Below are 20,966 nucleotides of genomic sequence, written 5' to 3' on the forward strand. Positions count from 1 at the left end.
CATGATGGTCAGTCGATGGGGGGAGATTACTCCGAAACCGTTGCGCGTCGCTGCGGTCCGAGGTCCCTAATCGCACTGGGAGTCTGTCCCTGCCTCGGATTCCGGAATCGCCAGCTGAATCAGGCGAATTCCCTCACGACGGGTGATGAGCCGGCCACGCCCCGGCGGCATCCGCTCCGGCCGTACGGTGCCGATCAGCGCTCCCTCCTCGGGTGCCCCGGACATGACCAGCCCGGGCGCGGACAGTTCCCGCAGTCGTTGCAGCACCGGTTCGTAGAGCGCCCGCCCAGCCCCGCCGGCCCGCCGGGTGAGGACGAGGTGCAGCCCGACGTCCCGGGCCTGCGGCAGGTATTCGAGCAGTGGTGTCAGCGGGTTGGTCGGCCCGGCCACGACCAGGTCGTAGTCGTCGACCAGGACGAACAGTTCCGGCCCGGTCCACCAGGAGCGCTCCCGCAGCTGCTTGGCGGTGACCTCGGGTCCGGGCAGGCGCTTCGCCATGTAGCCGGCGACCGAGTGCATCAGGTCGAGGGTGGGCTGGGCCTGCATCCCGTACCCGATGCGGTGTTCGGTCTCCGGAAGGTCCATCAGGCTGCGGCGGTAGTCGACCAGAATGATCCGGGCCTGCTCGGGCGCGAATCGGCTGGTCACCGACGTGGCCAGGGTTCGGAGGAAGGACGATTTGCCGCACTCGGCGTCGCCCAGGAGCAGGAAGTGCGGATCGGTCGCGAAGTCGATGGTCACCGGCTTCAGATCGGCCTCGGCCAGCCCGATCGGGATGCGCAGGCCCGTGCCGGCCGACGCGATCTCCGCGTACGCCACCGTGTCCGGCAGCAGCCGCACCCGTGGCGCGACCGCCCCCGACCAGGCCGCGGCCACGGCCTTGACCAGCGCGGCGGTGTCGCCCAGGGAGATCACCTCGGGCCGCACGGTGAGCAGGTGCAGCCCGTTCCCCTTGATCGTCGGGTGCTCGGTCACGCCCCGGCCCGGCTGTTGCTCCGGGACGGCTCCGGCGGCGCGGCGCCCGACGTGCGAGTCGGAGGTGTCGCCGAGTCGCAGCTCGACCCGGGAGCCGAACAGATCCCGTACGGCCGGGCGGAAGTCCATCCATCGGGAGGCCCCGGCCACCAGGTGGATCCCGTACGACAGCCCGCGCGTCGCCAGGTCGGTGAGCACCGGCTCAAGCTCCTCGAAGTCGGTCCGCACGGTGGCCCAGCCGTCCACCACCAGGAACACGTCCGCCCCGGCCCGGGACCGCCGGAACTCGGCCATCGACCCGACTCCGAGCTCGGCGAACGAGCGTTCCCGCTCGGCCAGCAGGGTGACCATCTCGCCGACGGTCCGGCGCACACCTTCGGCCTCCAGCCGCCCGAACACCCCGCCGACGTGCGGCAGCCCGCGCAGCGAGCCGAGCGACCCGCCCCCGAAGTCCAGGCAGTACGCCTGAGCCTCGGCCGGCGTGTGGGTCAGCGCCAGCCCACAGATCAGGGAGCGCAGTGCGGTCGATTTGCCGCTGAGTGTCCCGCCGACCACGGCCACGTGCCCGGCGGCCCCGCCGAGCTGCAGCCACAGCACGTCCCGCAGTTGCTCGCGCGGCTTGTCGACCAGCGCGATCGGCACCTGCAGAGCACCCTGCAGGGCCGGGTTGGCGCAGGTCAGCCCCCGATCCGCGTCGATCACGGGCGGGCCGAGCAGGTCGTCCAGCGCGGCCGAGGAGTCCAGCGGCGGCAGCCACACCTGATGGGCCGGCGGTCCCTGCCCGGCCATCCGGTCGACCAGCACGCTGAGCAGGGTCGGCCGGTCCTCGATCGGCTCGGGGGCCACCGGGAGAGCCGCGGGCGCCGCGACTGCCCGGGTGGTGTAGGCGAGCACCCGTGTCTCGGCGGCCCGGCCGGGGGTGCCGGCCCGGCGCATCGGCCCGGAGACGAACGACCCGCGGAACCGGGTGAGCGGTCCGCTGCCGAACTTGAGATAGGCGTGACCGGGCGCGCTGGGCAGGTCGGCCGCGTCCGGCACCCCGAGCACGACCCTCGATTCCATGCCGTTGAAGGTCTTCAACCCGATCCGGTACGACAGGTGAGTGTCCAGCCCGCGCAGACGCCCCTCCTCCAACCGCTGGCTGGCCAGCAGCAGATGCACGCCGAGCGACCGCCCGACCCGCCCGATCTGCAGGAACATCTCGATGAAGTCCGGCTTGTGCAGCAGCAGTTCGGCGAACTCGTCGACGATCACGAACAGCGACGGCAGCGGGGGCAGGGTCGCGCCCGCGGCCCGGGCCCGCTCGTAATCCGGCAGGCCGGCGAAGTTCCCGGCCTTGCGCAGCACCTCCTGCCGCCGGATCAGCTCGCCGTCGATCGCCTCGGCCATCCGGTCGACCAGCGGCAACTCGTCGCTCAGGTTGGTGATCAGCGCGGCCGTGTGCGGCAGCCGGTCCAGCGAGGCGAACGTCGCCCCGCCCTTGAAGTCGATGAGCACGAAGTTCAGCGACTCGGAGGAGTGCGTGCCGGCCAGGGCCAGCACCAGCGTGCGCAGCAGCTCGGACTTGCCCGAGCCGGTGGCGCCGATCAGCAGCCCGTGCGGGCCCATCCCGTCCTGGGCCGACTCCTTCAAGTCGAGCTCGACCGGCAGACCCTCGGGTGTGACGCCGATCGGCACCCGCAGCCGTTCCCGGGCCGATCGTGGCCGCCAGCCCCGGGCCGGCCGGAAGCTCTCCGGGTCGCCGAGGCCGAGCAGGTCGGTGAACCCGGTCTCGGCCGGCGCCGGTGTCCCGTCCGGATCGCCGGCCGCGGCCAGGCGCAGCGGGGCCAGCCGCCGGGCGACCGCCTCGGCCGCGGGCACCGGAAGGGCGTCGGCCCGCCCGGCCTCGGTCTCGACGTCCATCGTGGCGGTGCGCAGGGCGCCGGAACGGTCCACCTCCAGCGCCAGGGTGGTCCGGTCGAGCAGCCGGGGCGGCGGTGTGTCCAGGTCGAGCACGGTCACGCCGTCCAGGCCGTCGTCGCCGGCGAGCGGCCCGGGGCCGTCCCGGACGATCACCACGTGCGGCCCGGACCGGCCCGGCGCGCCCGGCTGGAACCGCGGACGGCCGCCGATCACGTCGTCGAGCAGCCGGTCCAGCTCGGGGCCGGAGGCGGCCACCAGCCGCAGCGGGCCGAGCGCGTCACCCCGCCGCGGGTGCAGGGCGTGGGGCAGCCACTTCACCCACTCCCACTCGGAGCGCCGTTGCGGCCCGGCGCAGATCGCGATCAGCAGATCGTCGGGCGCGTGGAAGACCGCGAGCTGGGTGATCACGGCCCGGACCAGGGCGCGGGCCGGCTCGCCGCCGACCAGGCAGACCCGGGCGAACCCGCGCAGCGACATGGCCACCGGCAGATCGGGCACCACCGAATACGCGTCCAGGAAGCGGCGCAGCGCGCCCGCGGCCATCGGCTCCAGCTCGTGCAGCGGCCGGGTGGACGGTGGCAGCAGCGGGGTGGCCAGGGACTGCGGCCCGAGCCCGACCCGGACCACGCCGAAATCCGGATCGTCGGGTCGGCGCTCCCAGACCCGGTGGCTGGCGACCGTGGACCACAGGCGGGTCGGGTCGGGATGACGGTAGAGCAGCCCGGCGCGCTGGCGGCGCACGGTTTCCCGGACCCGGCGCCGCAGGACGGCCAGATGCCGCAGGTAATCCCGGCGGGCGGCGGCCATCTCGGCCCGGCGTGGACCGGTGGCCGAGCCGAACGAGGTGGCCAGCATGGCGAGCGAGGAGACCCCGAAAAGACCACCGATCACGTACGAGTAAGCGCCGCCCCGCCCCTGCCCCATCATCATCGCCATGGCGACCGTGCCGCCCAGCATCGGCAGCACCATGAGCGCCTGCTGCCAGCGCCCGGCGAGCCGGGCCGGAGTCTCGGGCGGCGCCTCGACCGGCAGGTCCCCGAACGGGATCTCGGGCGCCGGTCGCCGCTCGGCCCGCTTGACCACCACGGTGCCCATCCGTCCGCCGCCTCTCCGTCGCGGAACGTGCCCCGGCGATCACGGGGCATCACGACGCGCCCATGCTAGATAAAGTTCGGTCGATCCGGCAGCATCGATTCCCTCCCCTGTGGACAACCGAAAGGCGCCTGGTGGACACCGGTCTGGCTCGCGTGACGATCAGCGCTCCGCAGCGCCGTGTCGACGTGGCGCTGCCCGAGCACGTGCCCCTGGCCGAGCTGTTGCCCGAGGTGCTGAAACACGCCGGTGAGGACCTGGCCGACGCCGGTGAGCGACACGGCGGCTGGGTGCTGCGGCGGGCCGACGGCGCCGCCCTGGAGGTCGGCCGCGGACTTTATCCACAGGGTGTGCGCGACGGCGAGGTGCTGCATCTGGGCCCGGCCCACGACGACTGGCCGGAGTTGGAGTACGACGATGTCGTCGAGGCGATCGCCGAGGGCGCCCGCCGCCGCGGCGGAGTCTGGACCCCGGCCGCCACGCGAATGTCGGCCCTGGTCGCGGCCGGTGTCATCCTCACCCTGGGCCTGTCGGCGCTGCGCGGCGACCCCACCGGATGGATCGGACTGGGCCTGGCCACGCTGCTCGTCCTCGCCGGGACGATCACTTCCCGCGCGTACGGCCTGGCCACCCCGGCCGTGGTTCTCGGCGCCTTCTCGATGCCGTATGCGTTCTCCGGCGCCACCGCCTGGGTCGCCGAGCCCGGCCGCCCGTGGATCAGCGGCCCGGCGCTGCTGGCCGGCTCGATCGCGGTGCTGCTGGCGGCGACCGCGGGCGGGGCCGGGGTGGCGGCCGGCGCCCGAATCTTCACGGCCGGCGCGACGGTCGGCCTGCTCGGTGCCGCGACCGGTCTGACGACCCTGGCCGGCGGCCCGGCGGCAGGCGCCGCGACCCTGCTGGCGGTGCTGGTCTGCGGGGTCGCGCTGCTCCCGATGCTGGCCCTGCGTCTGGGCCGCACCCCGACACCGCCGGACACGCTGCCCGACGACACGCTCGACGACCCGGCCGGTGCGGCCCTGGAGGCGATGCGCCGGCGACCCGACCGGGCGGTGGTCTTCGCCGCGGCCCGTCGCGCCGACGAGTTCCTGGCCGGTCTGCTGCTCGGCCACGCGGTGCTGGTGGCCGGCGCGGCGGCGGCGCTGGCCGTGATCGGCACCCCGGCGGCCCGGATCCTGCTCGCGACCGGCGGGCTCGCGCTGCTGTCGCGTTCCCGGTTGTTCCGCGCGGGACGGCACCGGCTGCCGCTGCTCGCCGGTGGGCTGGCCGCGCTCGTGGCTCTCGGGACGGGCCTGCTCGCCGCCGCGCCCGCGAGCGCCCGGCCGGTGGTGACCGTGGGGTGCGTGCTGCTCGCCCTGACGATCGTGGCGGCCGGGGTGACCTGGTCCGACCGCCCGCCGTCACGCTCGCTGAGCCGGGCCGCGGACCTGCTCGACGTGCTGGCCACGGTCTCGGTGATCCCGGTCGCGTGCGCGGTCGCCGGGCTCTACGGCGCGATCAGCGGACTCACGATCGGATAGCCATACGACCGCACCTGCGAGGCGTGGAGCCCCGCAGGTGCGGTCGTCAGCGGTATCAGGGGATGCGAACGGTCAGTGCTCCCCTTCTTCGGCCTCGGCGTCCTCGGCCCGCTTGAAGGAGGCGCGGATCTCGGCCTCGGCCTCGACGCGGCCGACCCAGGTCGCGCCCTCGACCGACTTGCCGGGCTCCAGGTCCTTGTAGACCGTGAAGAAGTGCTGGATCTCCATCCGGTCGAACTCGCCCAGGTGGTGAATGTCGCGCAGGTGCTCCTGACGCGGGTCCTCGAACGGCACGCAGAGAACCTTGTCGTCGCGGCCCTTCTCGTCGGTCATCCGGTACATGCCGATCGCGCGGGAGCGGACCAGGCAACCGGGGAAGGTCGGCTCCTGGATCAGCACCAACGCGTCCAGCGGGTCGCCGTCCTGGCCCAGGGTGCCCTCGATGAAGCCGTAGTCGGCGGGATACTGTGTCGCCGTGAAGAGGGTCCGGTCGAGCCGGATGCGACCGGTCTTGTGGTCCACCTCGTACTTGTTGCGCTGCCCCTTGGGGATCTCAACCAGAACGTCGAAATCCATTATTTCGCTCCCCTTATGCTTGCCCGCTTGATGAGACCGGGCCGCCGGGCGGGGAAGCGGGGGAGTGGAAGCAGGCCCGCAGGATCCGCGCGCAACGGTGTGCCGGATGTCGCTAGTCTCCCCTAAGTCTGACGCCACGGGCGAGGAGGGGCGTGTGACGAGGCAAGATTCACAGAACGGTCCGGACTACGACGGCGTGTCGAGCGGGGCGAATCACCCGGATGACGGTAAAAGGCCGCCCGGGTGGTCGAGCGCGCCCACGTCGCCGCTGCAGCCGGCGAGTCCCGGCTGGGCCGGTGGCTTCCCGCCGCCGTCGCCGGATTCGCAGACGACCGTGCCGATCCCACCCGCGGGCGCCTATCCACCCAGCGCGCCCCAACCGCCCCAGCCCATGCCGGCGCCGCCACCTGCGGCTCTGCCGGCTCCACCGCCCGTGGCCCCGGCCGCGCCGGCGGCGAGTGGGGGCGGCTCACCGTCGTACGGGAAAGCCTCTGTGCCCTTGAACACCGCGCGCCCGGCGGTGCCGCCGCCGGTCGGCGGAGCCCGGCCACCGGCCCCGCCGAAGCCGGTGGCGGCGGCCGAGAGTGCCCCCGGCGAAGGCCCGTCCGAGTCCGCACCGGGGTTCTTCTCCAGCACGAAGACGGCGTCGATCGTCCTCGCCGCGGTGGTCCTGCTCGCCGTCGTGGTGGTCGGCGTGGTGGAGAAGCCCGGCCCGATCGCCGGCTGGTTCGGCGACTCGGCCACGCCCAGCCCGGCGGCGACCACGCCCGACCCGAAGCCCACCCCGGTGCTCGCCGCGGCGAACGCGCAGGGGAAGGCGCCGACCGCCGCGGCGGTCCAGGCGGCGCTGGATCCACTGGTCAAGTCGTCCGCGCTGGGTTCGACCGTGCACGTCTCGGTCCTGGACGTGACCTCGTCGCAGGTCCTCTACGCGCAGAACGCCGACATCCCGACCACCCCGGCCTCGACCACCAAGATCCTCACCGCGGTGACCGCGCTGGCCGCCCGTGGGCCGGCCTATCGCCTGGCCACCCGCGTGGTGGCGGGCGAGAACCCGGGCGAGGTGGTGATCATCGGCGGCGGTGACCCGACCCTGTCGATCGACGCGAAGGGCCAGTTCCCCGGCGCGGCCCGGCTCGACCTGCTGGCCAAGCAGGTCAAGGCCGCGATGGGCGCCACCCCGATCACCAAGGTGACGGTCGACACCTCGCTGTTCAGCGGCCCCGAGACGGCGACCGGCTGGTCTTCCGACGACATCTCGCCGAGTGGCCAGGTCGCCCGGATCCAGGCGCTGATGACCAACGCGGGCCGCATCACCCCGGTGCATAACGAGAACGGTGGTGATCCGCGCTTCAGCAACCCGTCCATCTCGGCCGGCAAGTCCTTCGCGAAGCTGCTCGGCGTGGCCGCGTCCAAGGTCGTCAAGGGCAAGGCCCCGGCCGCCGCCGCCGACAACGCCTCGGCCCCGGCCTCGGCCGCCGCCGGCGCGGCGACTACTCCCGGCCAGGAGCTGGGCAAGGTCGAGTCGCCACCGCTGGTGCAGATCCTGGACTGGATGCTGCAGCAGAGCGACAACACCATCGCCGAGACGATGGCCCGGCAGGTGGCGATCGCGGCGGGCAAGGAGGCCAGCTTCGACAGCGCGTCCGAGGCGATGATCGACAAGCTGCGCGAGCTGGGACTTCCCGGCGACGAGGCCGATTTGTACGACGGCAGCGGCCTCTCCCGGCACGACGGCATCAGCCCGACCCTGCTGGTGCAGACGCTGGCCCTGGCCGCCGGCGGCACCAAGCCGGAGCTGTCCGCGATGTTCAACGGCCTGCCGGTGGCCGGCTGGTCGGGCACGCTGCGGACCCGGTTCGTCACGCCCAGCCCGAACCAGGCCGCCCAGGGCATCGTGCGCGCCAAGACCGGCACCCTGAGCGGAGTGAACACGCTGGCCGGAGTGCTGATCACCAAGGACGGGCGGGTGCTGGCCTTCGCGATCATGGCGAGCGCCACCTCGAACGCGTCCACCGCCAAGGCCGCGCTCGACAAGGTCGCGACCCGGCTGGTCGCCTGCGGGTGCTCGTAGGGACGGGCATCAGGGTTTCACCGGAGTGCGCTATGGAGCCGCGCGGGTACTGTCGGCTGCATGGCGCAGTTCGTTGACTGGGACCTGGCCGCCGCAACCGCGGGCGCGCTGTCCAAATCAGGCCCGGCGGTCTCCTACGACGAGGCCGCTCAGGTGGTGTCCGAGCTGCGGCAGCTGACCGAGGAGGCAGCCGGCCACGTGGCGGAGTACACGGGGCTCACCTCGCAGGTCGAGGTGCCCCCGGTGCGGGTGGTCGACCGGCGCGACTGGGCGAAGGTGAACATCGCCGGCCTGCAACAGGTGATCAACCCGCTGGTCACCAAGCTCTCCGGGGAGAAACCGCCGGGCGCGTTCGCCGAGGCGATCGGTTCCCGGGTGACCGGAGTGCAGGCCGGGACGATTCTGGCCTATCTGTCCGGGCGCGTCCTCGGGCAATATGAGGTGTTCTCCGGCGACCCCGGTCAGCTGCTGCTGAACGCGCCGAACATCGTCGAGGTCGAGCGCAAGATCGGCGCCGATCCGCGGGACTTCCGGCTCTGGGTCTGCCTGCACGAGGTCACCCACCGCACCCAGTTCACCGCCGTCCCCTGGATGCGGGGTTATTTCCTCGGCCAGGTGCAGGCGTTCGTCGACGCCTCGCAGGGCGGCGAGCACGTGCTGGAGCGGCTGCGCCGCGGCGTGGCCACGGTCTCGGACGCGCTGCGCGACCCGGAAAGCCGGGTCTCGGTGCTGGACATCGTGCAGACCCCCGGGCAGAAAGCCGTGCTGGACCGGCTCACCGCGCTGATGACGCTGCTGGAGGGCCACGCCGAGTTCGTGATGGACGGCGTCGGCCCCGAGGTGATCCCGTCCGTCGAGTCGATCCGGGCCAAGTTCAACCGCCGCCGCGAGGGCGGCAACCCGCTGGAGAAGACGGTTCGCCGCCTGCTCGGCATCGAGGTCAAGATGCGGCAGTACGCGGAGGGGCACAAGTTCGTCCACGGCGTGGTCGAGCGGGTCGGGATGGACGGCTTCAACAAGATCTTCGAGTCTCCGCTGACCCTGCCCTGGCTGGAGGAGCTCGGGGACCCGGACGCGTGGGTCGCGCGGGTGCACGGCGCGCGCCCGGCGCTCGACTGACCGTGGCCCGGATCCCGGCGCCGGTCGCCGCGGTCCGCACGGCGGTCCGTCGTGGTCTGGCGGATCTGCCGTCCGGTGCGCTCGTGCTGGTCGCCTGCTCGGGCGGCGCCGACTCGCTGTCGCTGGCCGCCGCCGCCCGCTTCGTGGGCGCACGGGTCGGCCTGGTCACGGTCGATCACGGCCTGCAGGAGGGCTCCGATCGCCGGGCCCGCTCGGTCGCGGCCTGGGCCCGGGATGCCGATTTCGATCCCGTACGGGTGTCGACCGTCACCGTCGCCGGTTTGCCCGGCGGCCCGGAGGCGGCCGCCCGCACGGCCCGTTACGCCGCCCTCGAAGCCGCCGCCGGTGAGCTCGGGGCGGCCGCCGTGCTGCTCGGGCACACCCGCGACGACCAGGCCGAGACGGTGCTGCTGGCGCTGGCCCGGGGCGCCGGCCCGCGTGGGCTGGCCGGGATGCCGCCGCGCCGCGGGGTGTTCCGCCGCCCGCTGCTCGACGTGGCCCGCTCGGACACGCGGAAGGCGTGTGCCGCCCTGGGCCTGGCGCCCTGGGAGGATCCGCACAACACCGATCCGGCGTATGCGCGTTCCCGCGTCCGGGCCACCGCCCTGCCCACCCTCGTCGCCGAGCTGGGCGCGGCCGTGATCGGCAACCTGGCCCGGACGGCGGCGCTGCTCGCGGCCGACAACGAGACGCTCGACGGCCTGGCCGCCGAGGCCCTGGAACGGGCCCGGTCCGGTGACGGCCTGTCCGTGCCGGCGCTGGCCGGGCTGCCCGACGCGATCCGTGGCCGGGTGCTGCACCGGTGGGCGCGGGAGCTGGGGGCGCCCGGGGGTGCGCTGGCCTACGGGCACGTGATGTCGCTGGACGCGCTGGTGACCGACTGGCACGGCCAGGGTCCGGCCTGCCTGCCGGGCGGAATCACGGTCGGGCGGCGGGAAAGTGACCTCGTTCGGGTGGTTCCGCCCCTTATCAACTGAGCGATCCCGTACGGAATCCGGCCCCGTTTCACGAACGGTAACCTCCATGCGGCAGGCTTAGGCCCATGGCTGATGGCTCTTGGTACGACCGCGACATCGACCACGTGATCATCTCGGAGGAGCAGATCCGCGAGAAGATCGAGGAGCTGGCGAAACAGGTCTCGGTGGACCACGCCGACGCCGCCGACGGCATCCTGTTGGTCTGTGTGCTCAAGGGCGCGGTCATGTTCATGGCCGACTTCGCCCGCTCGCTGGGCCGGCACGGTCCGTCCACCGAGATGGAGTTCATGGCGGTCTCCTCCTACGGGCAGGGCACGACCTCGTCCGGCGTGGTCCGCATCCTGAAGGACCTGGACCGTGACATCGCCGGCCGGCACGTGCTGGTCGTGGAGGACATCGTCGACTCCGGGCTGACCCTGTCCTGGCTGATGAAGTACCTGGAGTCGCGCCAGCCGGCCAGCGTCGAGGTGGTCGCGCTGTTCCGTAAGCCGGACGCGGTCAAGGTGCAGGTCCCGGTCCGCTACGTGGGCTTCGACATCCCCAACGAGTTCGTGGTCGGTTACGGACTTGACTTCGCTGAGCGTTACCGGGAGTTGCCGTACGTGGGCGTTCTCCGGCCCGAGGTCTACGCCCGTAGCTGAACCGCTTTCTCAGCGTGTTCTCAGTAATGGAGGTTATGGGCCGTTTTATTACTGAAACGCGCTGGATTGCGGGGGGTTACGTGGAGTTCGCCCTACAGCCTCACGGGTTCGCAATGCGTGCCCACGGTGTACGGTCGAGTGACCGATGGCGTGGTGTCACGAGCGCCGGAGGGGCCGGGAGTGATTCACCGCCACCCAAGCGGGGCAATTGATCCCGGCGGCCGCCGGTGGGCGGCGACGTTGAGGTGACCAGGACGCCGATCAGGAGGGTCCGGGCGCTTGGCGCCCGACAACAGTATGGAACGTACGCGTTTCTTCCGCCGCCCGGTGGTCTGGATCATTCTGGTGATCATCGGCGTAGTCGCGCTGAGCTCGATCTTCACCAGTGGTCCCAGCTACCAGCGGGTAGATACTTCGGTCGCTCTTGAGCGTCTGAATCAGCCCGGCATTGAGAAGGTCGTCCAGAAGGACAAGGAGCAGACGCTCCAGATCGATCTCAAGAGCCCTGAGCAGTTCAACGGCAAGACCACGAAACAGATCGAAACCCAGTATCCGTACGAGGTCACCGACAAGATCTGGGACACCGTCGAGCAGGCCAAGTCGGCCGGGCGGATCACCGGGACGATCAACGCAACGGTCTCCGGCGACAACATCCTCCTCAGTCTGCTGATCAACCTGCTGCCGATCGCCATTCTGGTGGTCCTGCTGCTGCTGTTCATGTCGCAGATGCAGGGTGGCGGCTCCCGGGTGCTCAACTTCGGCAAGTCCAAAGCGAAGATGATCACCAAGGACACCCCCAAGACGACGTTCGCCGATGTGGCGGGCGCCGACGAGGCGGTCGAGGAGCTTCAGGAGATCAAGGACTTCCTGCAGAACCCGGCGAAGTACCAGGCACTCGGCGCCAAGATCCCGAAGGGCGTTCTGCTCTTCGGCCAGCCGGGTACCGGTAAGACGCTGCTGGCCCGCGCGGTCGCCGGCGAGGCCGGGGTGCCGTTCTACTCGATCTCCGGCTCGGACTTCGTGGAGATGTTCGTCGGTGTCGGCGCCAGCCGGGTCCGCGACCTCTTCGAGCAGGCCAAGTCGAACGCGCCGGCGATCGTCTTCGTCGACGAGATCGACGCGGTCGGCCGGCACCGTGGTGCCGGCATGGGCGGCGGTCACGACGAGCGCGAGCAGACGCTCAACCAGCTGCTCGTCGAGATGGACGGCTTCGACACCAAGGGCGGCGTGATCCTGATCGCGGCCACCAACCGGCCCGACATCCTGGACCCCGCGCTGCTGCGTCCCGGCCGTTTCGACCGGCAGATCCCGGTCGACAACCCGGACATGGAGGGCCGCAAGGCGATCCTCCGGGTGCACGCCAAGGGCAAGCCGTTCACGCCGGACGTCGACCTCGACTCGGTGGCCCGTCGCACGCCCGGCTTCTCGGGGGCCGACCTGGCCAACGTGATCAACGAGGCCGCGCTGCTCACCGCGCGTAACGAGAAGCGGGCGATCTCGAACTACTTCCTCGAAGAGGCGATCGACCGGGTCATCGCCGGCCCCGAGCGCCGCACCCGGGCGATGAGCGACAACGAGAAGAAGATCACGGCGTACCACGAGGGTGGTCACGCACTGGTCGCCTACGCGTTGCCGCACTCCGCGCCGGTGCACAAGGTGACGATCCTGCCGCGTGGCCGCTCGCTGGGCCACACGCTGGTGCTGCCGACCGAGGACAAGTACACCCAGACCCGCGCCGAGATGATCGACACCCTGGCGTACGCACTGGGTGGCCGGGCCGCCGAGGAGCTCGTCTTCCACGAGCCCACCACCGGCGCCGGCAACGACATCGAGAAGGCCAGCGGCCTGGCCCGCGCCATGGTCACGCAGTACGGCATGAGCTCCAAGCTGGGCGCCGTGAAGTACGGGACCAGTGGGGACGAGCCGTTCCTGGGCCGCAACATGGGCCACGAGCGGGACTACTCGGACTCCGTCGCCGCCGACATCGACTCCGAGGTGCGGGCTCTGATCGAGCTCGCGCACGACGAGGCGTGGGAGATCCTGGTGGAGTACCGGGACGTTCTCGACGACATGGTCCTGGAGCTGATCGAGAAAGAGACGATCACCCGCGAGGACATGGACCGCATCTGCGCCCGGGTGCAGAAGCGTCCGCCGATGGCTCCGTTCAACGGTTTCGGCAAGCGCCTGCCGTCGGAGGCCCCGCCCGTGCTCACCCCCGGCGAGCGGGAGAAGCTGAAGGCGCAGGCCGAGTCCGACGGTCAGCTTGCCGTCGGGCCGAACGCGAACGGCACCATCGAAGGCAGTAACTGATCAGCGTGCCCGACGAACTCGACTATCTCGCCGCCCGGCTGGTCGACGGCAAGGTCACCGGAACACCGGTGGAGCAGGCCGTCGACCTCGGGCGGATCGAGAAGGCGGTCCGGGAAATCCTCATCGCGATCGGTGAGGACCCGGACCGGGACGGCCTGGAGCGGACCCCCGCCCGGGTCGCCCGCGCGTATGCGGAACTCTTTGCCGGCCTGCGGGTCAACCCGGCGAGCGTGCTCACCACCACCTTCGAGGCGGACCACGAAGAACTCGTCCTGGTCCGCGACATCGAGGTGCAGAGCATGTGCGAGCACCACCTGCTGCCGTTCAAGGGTGTGGCCCACATCGGCTACATCCCGGGCGTCGACGGGCGCATCACTGGCCTGTCGAAACTGGCCCGCCTGGTCGAGGTCTTCGCCCGGCGGCCCCAGGTGCAGGAGCGCCTCACGTCGCAGATAGCCGACCTGCTGATGTCGAAGCTGGGGGCGCGCGGCGTGATCGTGGTCCTCGAATGCGAGCACCTGTGCATGGAGATGCGCGGCATCCGGAAGGTCGGCGCGCGGACGCTCACGTCGGCGGTTCGCGGCGCGTTCCAGACCGACGGCAAGGTCCGGGCCGAGGCCATGGCGTTGATAAACGCCCGCTGACCCCGCCTCACCACCAGCAACCATGAGCACCAGCCGACTGCGGCTGGTGCTCATGTCGCTTCCCACCCGCACCGGTCCAGCTTGCGACGCGACTCCCCGCCTCAGCTGGTGCTGAGGGCTGTTTCGAGGGGCTGATACAGCCCTGAGCGCCAGCTCGGCACCGCGAGCTTCGCGCGGGTCCGGCTTGCGCCGCGGGTCGCCGGCTCAGCTGGTGCTGAGGGTTGTTTCTGGCTGGTTTTAGAGCCCTCAGTGCCAGCTGGCGGGCGGGGGCGCGGCTGGGGCTGGGGTGGGGGCCGCAGCCTTGCGTGGGCCGGCGGGCGGGACGCTGGTGGGTGGGTTTGTTGCTCTGAGCGTGACCCGAAGACCACGTCGCCCTTTCGGGCGTCGCGTTTTGGCCGCGCCAGCGGCCTGCGAGGGTCGGAAGGGTCCCCGCGGGAGCGACGGTCTGTACCCCGGCGGACCGAGGCAATGAAGAATTTGATCTTCGGGGTTCTAGATCATGCCGCGGAACTGGTTTGCGGAATCCATCGCGGCCCGGGTCAGCTGGGTCGCCTCGTCGAGGCGGCTGCGGGCCTGCTCAAGGTGGGCGATGGCGGCCGCCGCGGCCGGGTGGAACGAGCCGATCGTGGTGAGACGCAGCAGGGCCAGCGACTGGTCGAGCTGGTCGGCGACGATCTGGATGCCGGCGATCGCGCGGTTCGAACCGTCGACCGACGCGGCGATGTTGACCTTGACCTCTTCGACGCTCGCCAATGCTCTGGTCCTCTCGTGACTCAGCCGAGCAACTGTTGCAGGCCGACACCCATGCAGGTGAGCAGTACCGGGATCAGGCAGGTGACGATGCCGAGCACGGGCGTGCGATCCACGCTCGGCCCGCTCTGCTCGCCGTCAGCGCCCCAGACGAAGCCGATGGTGGCCCACCCCAGCCCGAACGCGAGCAGCGGCATGCTGAGGCCACACAGCAGCGCGTACGTGGGCAGTGTGCCGCTCGGCGCCACCAGGTAGAGGATGATCTGGATGATCAGGACCGCGGCGGCGAACGGGCCGTAGACCAGAAGGTTCCGCGCCCAGGGGCGACCACTTCCGGCCGGGAGCGGACCGATGAACGCGTGATCGGCGGCGTCCGCGGTGACCCTGGCCTGCCGCAACGCGGAAAGCACGGCGGGCGGACCACCGGTCACCGCGGCCAGCGCGGTTGCCCGTTCACCCTCCAGAGGAACAAGATCGATTTCCGGTACGCCGAAATCGCGCACCAGACGCGCACGCTGCGGCGCCAGCCTCGCGCGGACCGCGGCAAGCTCCTGCCGGGCGCCGGTGACCGTGGCGGCCTGCTCACCGGCGACCGAACTGGCCGCCCGGCGGACCGCGTCCAACTCCCGGGCGGCAGCCAGATACGCCGCCCAGGGACCGTCGGCCGGCGGCCCGGCCTGGGCCGGCACGACGCCGCGCTGCTCGGCCTGCTCCTGGTCCGTCATGGATTGTCGCCCTCCGGCTGCACGAACGGAACCACGGTGACCGTGCGGTCGGTGTGCCGGTCGTGGAGCAGAGCCCGGTTCGCCCGCGGCTGCCAGTCCACCGCCCGGCCCAGCATCAGCGTCACATCCGACTGCGGAACATTCAGGAAGAGCAGGCCGGCCACATCCTCCCGGCCCAGGCTGCCGCCGGTCTCCTCACTGAACCGGCGCAAGCCGCGCCACCAGGACAGCAGGTGCGCGCCGCGGCTCGGCCCCTCGCGCAGCAGCTGCCGCAGGCCGGACAGCGCGCCCGGTGGAGCCGCGTCCATCCCGAACACCACCAGGTAACCCGGCTGGTCGGAGGCGAACTCGGCGGCCAGGCCGGACGCGTCCACCACGACCACCTCCTGCCGGTGCGCGATCTCCTCGGCCAGCTCGGCGGCGAGCACGTCGCCCTCGGCGACCAGGGAAGCGATCACGAACCGGGTGGTCCGCGGCGCGTGACAAGCGGCCACGCTGCGGGCCGCCGCGTCCAGCACCTCGGAGCCGGTCGTCTGCGAACCCAGGATCGCCAGGTGCCGGCCCGGCGACGAGTCCAGCGGGAACGCGGCAGTCGTCAGACTCACGTCGATCATGCGGCCGAGCAGGGCGGTCGGCCGGCTCGCGCGACCGGCCAGCGCGGCCCGGTAGGTCGGATCGTCGGCCAGGTGCTGAAGCGCATAACCGGCGAAGATGCGCGGCGGAATCGACTCCGGATCGCGGGCGCCCCACAGCTTGTGGCGCAGGTCGCTCAACAAACCCTGATCGGCGTGCGGATCCGGGAACCGAACCACCCGTTCGTGTCCCCGCGTCGCCCCGCGTGGCCCGCCGAGACCCCCGGCCGTGTTCACCACCGCGCTGCCCAGAGGCAGGCCGGCCGCCGAATCGTTGGTCGGCTCCAGCACATCGCCGCCACCCGGCAGCGCGATCCGGACCGGGAACTGACCGAAAATCGAATCGCGTTTCGCATAGAGCGCCTCGACGCCCAGCACCGTCTGACTCGCGAGAACCAGATGGATTCCGTACGACCGGCCCTTGCGCGCCAGCGACTCGAGCAGCCCCACGGCCTCGGCCGCGGTCGGATCATTGCCGGCCAGCAACACCTGGAACTCGTCGATGACACACAGGACCCGAGGCAGCGGACGCCCCCGCCCCTCCTCCGCGGCGACCGCGCGCAAGTCGGCGAAACGGGAGACACCGGCCCGCTTGTACGCCATCGAGCGGCGGCCCATCTCGGCGTCCAACTCGCGCAGAACGGCCAAACCGTACTCCCGGTCGGACTCCACGCCGACCGCCCGCGCGTGCGGCAGCCAGGTGCGATCCCGCTGGGTCGGCACGAACTCGGCGAACGACACGCCCTCCTTGAAATCGAGCAGGTAAAGCGCCAGCTCGTCCGGGGAGTAGCGGGCGCCGAGCCCGTACAACACGTTGATCAGGAAGGCCGTCTTGCCGGCACCCGAACGGCCGCCGACCATCCAATGCGGGGTCAGATCGTTGAAACGCAGCACCAGCGGCACGTCACCGTGATGCCCGACCACCGTCTCCACCCCGGCCGACGCATCAGCCGACCACAACTCCTCGGTCGGCTCCGGCAACAAATCGGCCAGCGTCACCCGGGAAGCAGCCGCACTGTGCGCCGCCAACTCCCGGCAGACCGCGTCGACCAGATGCGGCGGAGGCTCCTCGTCCAAGAAAACCGGCGCGTTCAACCACGGAGTTTCCGGAGTCGACCCGAAAGAACCCCCGGGCGGGTCACCGACGACCGCGAACGGATTACGCACCGAGACCGCCGTGGTCCGCGGCAACGGGGCCTGCGTGGTCTCCGCGGTCAACGGCGGAGGCGGCCAACCGGCCACAATCAGGTGCAAGCCGGAATCCGGGCCCTGCTGGGCCAACGCGGCAATCCGGCGCAACTCCTCGCCCTCGGTCATCTCCGGCAGACTGGCGATGACCACCAGCAGCATCCGATCCCGCCGGACCCGCTTGCTGCCCGTGCGGGCCGGACGCAACCACTTCTCGGCCTCGGCCAGCACATCCCGCAGCCCCTGCCGATCAACCGCCGGCGGCGACATCAAACCCGCGTCAGCCAGCTCCTCGAACGGCTCGAAAACGGCGCCACCACCCACCCCGTCCACCGTGCGGACCAGCAGCGACCCGGCCGGCGCAGTCGCCAGCATGCGCAACAGAAGCGACCTGAGCAGCCCGAACACCCGCGGATCGGTGGCGCTGGCATCGACCGTGAGATGACCCACCCCGAGCAGCGGCACAACCGCCGGAAACCGCACATCGTCGAGCGGCTGGGCCAGCCCGATCCGCACGAACTGCGGCCCCGAACCCCCACCGAGCGGCGCCTTGGGCGTCAACGCGTCCAACGGCGCCCCCAGCCAGCCCGGAGCAACCTGCGCCGCGGCCTGCTGAAGCCGCTTGGCCAGACGATGCTGTTCCCTAGGGTCGGCGGTGCCCGGCGCATACGCCTCCAGGGCAGCGGCGGCCGCATCTGCCGTCGCCACCGCCTGCCGGTGCAAAGCAGCAGCCTGCCGGACCCGCAGAGCCGAATCCGCCACTGCTGTCACCTCCTGTCGCGCGCATAAAACCTATCCCAGACCAGCGGGGGACCACGCAATGCGGTCCCGGCGCGGTTTGCTGCCATCCGGGCGGATGGATCCCGTGATGTCCGCGGGGTGTGTCCTATCAGGAGCTTGCGATCATGGGTACGGGCGCGGGGGTTGATACGGTTCGGCCCTCGCCCTGCAGTGATGAGCGAGCGATGACGAATTAGTGTCGTATGTATGCAGCCGCACGAGCCGAACCCCGGAGCCGAACCAGCCTCCTCGAGCGTGCCGTCGGTACCCGCCCGGGAGCCTAAGCCAGGCGGGATCCTTCCTGAGGTAGTCACGGTCGGTGCTGACGTGCGCCCGAAACGTCGTGGGCGGCTGCAAAGCCGCCGGGCCCGTCTTTGGCTCGCATTGGGTATCGGAGTCGCAGCCCTGCTGTGTCTTGGCGGAGTCGGGGTTTTTGTTGCGCTCTACGACAGCGCGACCAAAATCGAAAGGTCCGATCCGAGTGTTGTAATGGTTAACTTCCTGGGTGCCTACATGGCTCATCGCGACGACCAGGATGCCGCGCTTTACACGTGCAAGTCAGGCAGCGATCTCAGTAAGCTAAATTCATTTCGAAATGAAATTCAAGCTGCTGAGGATAAGTATTCTATCCAGGTGGTGGTTACCTGGAGGAACCTAAATGTTCAGACTTCAGGTGATCGTGCCGTTGCGACTGTTGACATAGTGCGCACAGTTTCGGATGGATCCGAAAGGACCTTTGATCCTTGGCGGTTCGATTTATTTGATGACGGTGACTGGCGGGTTTGTTCTGCAGCTCCCGGACCGTAGTTATTCGATCCAGAGAAGTTCTGCAGGAACCTCCAGGGTTTGAGGAAATCGTCCATTCCAGGACCACCTGTACCACTCCAGCTCGTTCGCTACTCGAGCGCAGATGTCGCCACTTTCGCTGGTGTAGAGCTCAGTGGTCACTCTTAGGTCGCGCTGTTCACCGCCGTCATCGAGGAGTCTGACGGCGCGACATCCCGTCAAGGAGTTTGCGTGGGCTGCCGATGTCGGAGGCCGTCTAGATGGCTCGTCGAGCGAGACGAGTTGATTTCCGTTCTGCCTTGATGAACCGGATATTCCAAAGTCCTCGACCCAGACCCTATCGACAGGAACAAGGGCGGCAAATACTTCAGTCTTTTCCGATTCTGCTCTATACCATTCGGACTCGGGCATGACGGGGACGTATGTGCGACTCCCCTGGATCACTTTTTCATCGGCTCTAAGGTCACTTCGCCAACCGAGCCCAGGAAGTCCAATAAGCACACGCTTGCCACGTAGGTTGCCGCTCATGATGGCTGGGATGGGGATAATTGGGCGAGGTGGATCGAGCTCCCAAGAGCTATTCGCGGCCAACGGATCGGGGAACGCCTCGCCTGTCATCCTGCATTGCCTAGGGGTGCGCCTTGTTTTTGCATGAACGGCACGGGGTTTGTTGCGCCCGCGCTTGACCGGTCGTTGTTGTAGTGAACCTCGAAGTGGAGATGCGGGCCGGAAGAGTTCCCGCTTGTGCCGACCTTGCCGATGACCTGGCCGGCAATCACCTTCTGATTCACCGTGACAAAGGGTTTCTGCACCATGTGACAGTAACGGGTCATCACGTTGCCGGCGTGCTGGATCTCCACCATCCAGCCGCATCCGCCCTTGCCCGGGTAGCCGTCGACGTTGCAAGTCTTGCGGCCCTTGAAGTCTTCATCGCATTTCACCACGGAGACGATCCCGCTGGCAGCGGCAACGATCGGCGTGTAGCGGGAGACGATCAGGTCGACGCCTTGGTGGTTCGGCCTTTCGGGGCTTCGGAAGCCGGATCCCACCTCTGCCTTCACCGGGACAGTCCATCCGGAGGCGGCGATCTGCCCGGCTCCCGCGCACGACATCGAGAGCGAATTCCCGACGGCGTTCGCCGCGCCGTGGGCCAGCATGTTCACGATCTGGGTGGCCGCTGGCTCATGCTTTGCGTACGCGTCCGGATAGGCGCTGATCTGCACGGCTTGCGCCGCCCGGGTCAGCGACATGTCCTCCCAGCCACTGATCGTCTTGAGCTTCTCGTAGAACTTCGTTGCGGCGTACTCCGGATTCTGGATTTCCTTTGGGGTTCCCCAGCCGGAACTGGGCCGCTGCTGAAACAGCCCGAGCGAGTCATGATCGTTGCGACTGCCCAGATTGCCGAGGTTGGACAGCCGGGACTCCTGCATCGCGGTGGCCACGGCGATCACCCAGGCCCGGGGCGGCATCTTCAGCTTCGCGCCGACATTGATGATGACAGCCGCGTTGCGAACCTGCTGAGCACCGTAATCGCGAGCCTTCGGCAGTTTGGCATTCGCATCGATCACCCCGCCCTGACCGCATTCGAACGAGGTGGCGTTCAGGTTGGTCTGGTCCTTGTTGTCCGCGAGCTCGCCGTAGAGGAGCAGCCCGACGCTTCCACCGCAGCACACCAACGCGAGCGTCACGACCAGGGCAGCCAGGAGTACGACCTTGCGGGGGCGACGGAGACTCATGCCCCCTCCCAATCGATGCCGTCGACCAGCCAATGGCCGTCTGGCGCGACCAGTCTGAGGCTGAGCTTGCCCGAGTTCATCGTGACGATCGCGTTGACCTGCGTCTCGTTGACGACGTCGAGGGTGGGGCGACCGATCACCTGATCTGCTGGGACGCCAGCCGGATCTACACCGCGGAGTTGGTCAGCGAGGTCGGTGGTGGCATTTGGCAGCAGCCGGTCCAGCCACTTCTTCGAGGTGACGTCGGTGTGGCTCACCCAGGCAGACGCGAAGGCATACGCGACTTGCTCTGGTTGAGCCCGCCCGGGACTTGTCTTCGGCTTGGGGGGCGGCTCGGCGGAGACGACGCTGTCGTCCTCGGAAGGATCAATACTGATGGCGGGTGCTGGAGATCCCAGGCCGACCGATGGACTGCTGGACTTACCGTCCGACAGGAGCCGACCGACGCCGACGATGCCCAACACGATGGCGACAAGGACCAAGGCGACGCCCAGACGGCTGCGGAAGAGCGCGTTGAGCCCGCGCGCGACTATTCCCGACAT

Annotated in this window: 16 protein-coding genes; 8 read left to right on the forward strand and 8 right to left on the reverse strand. The window is 69.9% G+C overall.

Features of this window, described 5'->3' with window-relative positions:
• Nucleotides 1–66: 66 nt before the first annotated feature.
• Complete coding sequence (gene eccCa, locus ACSHV8_RS42845) at nucleotides 67–3,972, reverse strand: type VII secretion protein EccCa (RefSeq protein WP_436525674.1); 3,906 nt, start codon at nucleotides 3,970–3,972, stop codon at nucleotides 67–69.
• Between the two features lie 131 nt (nucleotides 3,973–4,103).
• Between eccCa and eccD the strand changes: the two genes are divergently transcribed.
• Nucleotides 4,104–5,486, forward strand: coding sequence for a type VII secretion integral membrane protein EccD (gene eccD / locus ACSHV8_RS42850; protein WP_436525676.1), 1,383 nt, complete (start codon nucleotides 4,104–4,106; stop codon nucleotides 5,484–5,486).
• A gap of 72 nt (nucleotides 5,487–5,558) precedes the next feature.
• On the opposite strand, the gene ACSHV8_RS42855 is transcribed toward eccD, so the two are convergent.
• A complete protein-coding gene (locus ACSHV8_RS42855; RefSeq protein WP_436525678.1) occupies nucleotides 5,559–6,062 on the reverse strand; it encodes an inorganic diphosphatase in 504 nt (167 codons plus the stop codon).
• A 493-nt stretch (nucleotides 6,063–6,555) separates the two neighbouring features.
• Here ACSHV8_RS42855 and dacB point away from each other — a divergent pair, with 493 nt between their 5' ends.
• From dacB to folE, 6 genes are all read left to right on the forward strand, one after another.
• Nucleotides 6,556–8,136 carry a D-alanyl-D-alanine carboxypeptidase/D-alanyl-D-alanine endopeptidase gene (gene dacB, locus ACSHV8_RS42860; RefSeq protein ID WP_436525680.1) on the forward strand — a complete coding sequence of 527 codons (1,581 nt, stop codon included), beginning with the start codon at nucleotides 6,556–6,558 and terminating at the stop codon, nucleotides 8,134–8,136.
• Nucleotides 8,137–8,196: 60 nt separating this feature from the next.
• Nucleotides 8,197–9,255, forward strand: a complete 1,059-nt coding sequence (locus ACSHV8_RS42865; RefSeq protein ID WP_436525682.1) for a zinc-dependent metalloprotease — start codon at nucleotides 8,197–8,199, stop codon at nucleotides 9,253–9,255.
• Between the two features lie 2 nt (nucleotides 9,256–9,257).
• Nucleotides 9,258–10,232: a tRNA lysidine(34) synthetase TilS gene (tilS, locus tag ACSHV8_RS42870; RefSeq protein WP_436525684.1), complete on the forward strand. Its 975-nt coding sequence runs from the start codon at nucleotides 9,258–9,260 to the stop codon at nucleotides 10,230–10,232.
• Nucleotides 10,233–10,297: 65 nt separating this feature from the next.
• Nucleotides 10,298–10,873 carry a hypoxanthine phosphoribosyltransferase gene (hpt, locus tag ACSHV8_RS42875; protein ID WP_436525686.1) on the forward strand — a complete coding sequence of 192 codons (576 nt, stop codon included), beginning with the start codon at nucleotides 10,298–10,300 and terminating at the stop codon, nucleotides 10,871–10,873.
• Between the two features lie 297 nt (nucleotides 10,874–11,170).
• The gene (gene ftsH / locus ACSHV8_RS42880) at nucleotides 11,171–13,183 is read left to right on the forward strand and encodes an ATP-dependent zinc metalloprotease FtsH (protein ID WP_436537195.1); all 2,013 of its coding nucleotides are present in this window, start codon (nucleotides 11,171–11,173) and stop codon (nucleotides 13,181–13,183) included.
• Between the two features lie 5 nt (nucleotides 13,184–13,188).
• Nucleotides 13,189–13,827 carry a GTP cyclohydrolase I FolE gene (gene folE, locus ACSHV8_RS42885; RefSeq protein WP_436525688.1) on the forward strand — a complete coding sequence of 213 codons (639 nt, stop codon included), beginning with the start codon at nucleotides 13,189–13,191 and terminating at the stop codon, nucleotides 13,825–13,827.
• Between the two features lie 492 nt (nucleotides 13,828–14,319).
• Here the strand turns inward: folE and ACSHV8_RS42890 are convergent, their stop codons facing one another.
• From ACSHV8_RS42890 to ACSHV8_RS42900, 3 genes are read right to left on the reverse strand one after another with little or no spacing between them, the layout of a single operon-like run.
• Complete coding sequence (locus tag ACSHV8_RS42890) at nucleotides 14,320–14,580, reverse strand: hypothetical protein (protein ID WP_436525690.1); 261 nt, start codon at nucleotides 14,578–14,580, stop codon at nucleotides 14,320–14,322.
• 20 nt (nucleotides 14,581–14,600) lie between these two features.
• A complete protein-coding gene (locus tag ACSHV8_RS42895; protein ID WP_436525692.1) occupies nucleotides 14,601–15,302 on the reverse strand; it encodes a hypothetical protein in 702 nt (233 codons plus the stop codon).
• Nucleotides 15,299–17,893, reverse strand: coding sequence for an FtsK/SpoIIIE domain-containing protein (locus tag ACSHV8_RS42900; protein ID WP_436525693.1), 2,595 nt, complete (start codon nucleotides 17,891–17,893; stop codon nucleotides 15,299–15,301). Before ACSHV8_RS42900 ends, ACSHV8_RS42895 begins: the two co-directional genes overlap by 4 nt.
• A gap of 216 nt (nucleotides 17,894–18,109) precedes the next feature.
• On the opposite strand from ACSHV8_RS42900, the gene ACSHV8_RS42905 reads away from it, so the two are divergent.
• Nucleotides 18,110–18,709, forward strand: coding sequence for an Rv0361 family membrane protein (locus ACSHV8_RS42905; RefSeq protein WP_436525695.1), 600 nt, complete (start codon nucleotides 18,110–18,112; stop codon nucleotides 18,707–18,709).
• Here the strand turns inward: ACSHV8_RS42905 and ACSHV8_RS42910 are convergent, their stop codons facing one another.
• The 3 genes from ACSHV8_RS42910 to ACSHV8_RS42920 are packed head-to-tail and all read right to left on the reverse strand — an operon-like array spanning nucleotide 18,710 to nucleotide 20,966.
• On the reverse strand, nucleotides 18,710–19,306 hold the full coding sequence (locus ACSHV8_RS42910) for a hypothetical protein (RefSeq protein ID WP_436525697.1): 597 nt from the start codon (nucleotides 19,304–19,306) through the stop codon (nucleotides 18,710–18,712).
• Complete coding sequence (locus ACSHV8_RS42915) at nucleotides 19,303–20,424, reverse strand: M23 family metallopeptidase (protein ID WP_436525699.1); 1,122 nt, start codon at nucleotides 20,422–20,424, stop codon at nucleotides 19,303–19,305. The genes ACSHV8_RS42910 and ACSHV8_RS42915 overlap by 4 nt, the downstream gene beginning before the upstream one ends.
• Nucleotides 20,421–20,966: a hypothetical protein gene (locus ACSHV8_RS42920; RefSeq protein ID WP_436525701.1), complete on the reverse strand. Its 546-nt coding sequence runs from the start codon at nucleotides 20,964–20,966 to the stop codon at nucleotides 20,421–20,423. Before ACSHV8_RS42920 ends, ACSHV8_RS42915 begins: the two co-directional genes overlap by 4 nt.

The organism is Actinoplanes sp. HUAS TT8 (assembly GCF_051380535.1).
Classification (GTDB): Bacteria; Actinomycetota; Actinomycetes; order Mycobacteriales; family Micromonosporaceae; genus Actinoplanes.